The 630-nt window shown below is 63.0% G+C and carries 1 protein-coding gene; it reads right to left on the minus strand.

Translation table 11 applies throughout. The features are described from left to right. Positions 1-49: 49 nt before the first annotated feature. Positions 50-481 carry a VOC family protein gene (locus BLQ10_RS10800; RefSeq protein WP_091561720.1) on the minus strand — a complete coding sequence of 144 codons (432 nt, stop codon included), beginning with the start codon at positions 479-481 and terminating at the stop codon, positions 50-52. Positions 482-630 lie beyond the last annotated feature (149 nt).

Genomic DNA, 630 nt, shown 5'->3' on the forward strand with positions numbered 1-630 from the left:
ACTGGACATGCCCCCCGGTGGCCGCGAGAGGGCCCGTCCGTGCCAATTTCTAGTGGGCTATTTCCCAGATATTTCCGGCAGGATCGCGGAAGCAGGCGGTGCGGATACCCCACGGCCGGTCCATTGGGCCGTTGAGCAGTTCGACGCCGCGGCGGGACAACTCGGCGCACATGGCGTCGACGTCGTCCACTTCGATGGTGAACTGCATCCGGGCACCGGAATCTGCGCTGGCCACTGCGGCCGGCCGGATGAGCTCCGGAGCTTCGGAGACGTTGAGCAGGTTGATCAACGTGTTCTCGAACTTGAAGACAGCAGAGACATCGTCCTCGAAAATGAGTGGCAACCCGAAGACTGCCTCATAGAAGTCCTTCGTCGTGGTCAGGTCTTCGACAAACAAGGTGACGGCACCGATGCCCCGCGGCCACGGACCCGCAGACCTGACTGTATCCTGCGATTCAACAGCCCCTGAAGCATCAGCCATGGAAGTCCCCTCATCGTCGGCAGCAAATATCTCAACCTGCCGAGTGTGCGCCCAGGGCCGGGCAGCCGTCAAGGAGCCCACATCCCGCCTACTCGCGGGCCAGTGCCCGTCCCCGCCGGCAGGAAGCGCGTGGTACCTGCAAGTCCAGT

Origin of the sequence: Arthrobacter sp. ok362 (genome assembly GCF_900102785.1) — a bacterium.
Lineage (GTDB): Bacteria > Actinomycetota > Actinomycetes > Actinomycetales > Micrococcaceae > Arthrobacter.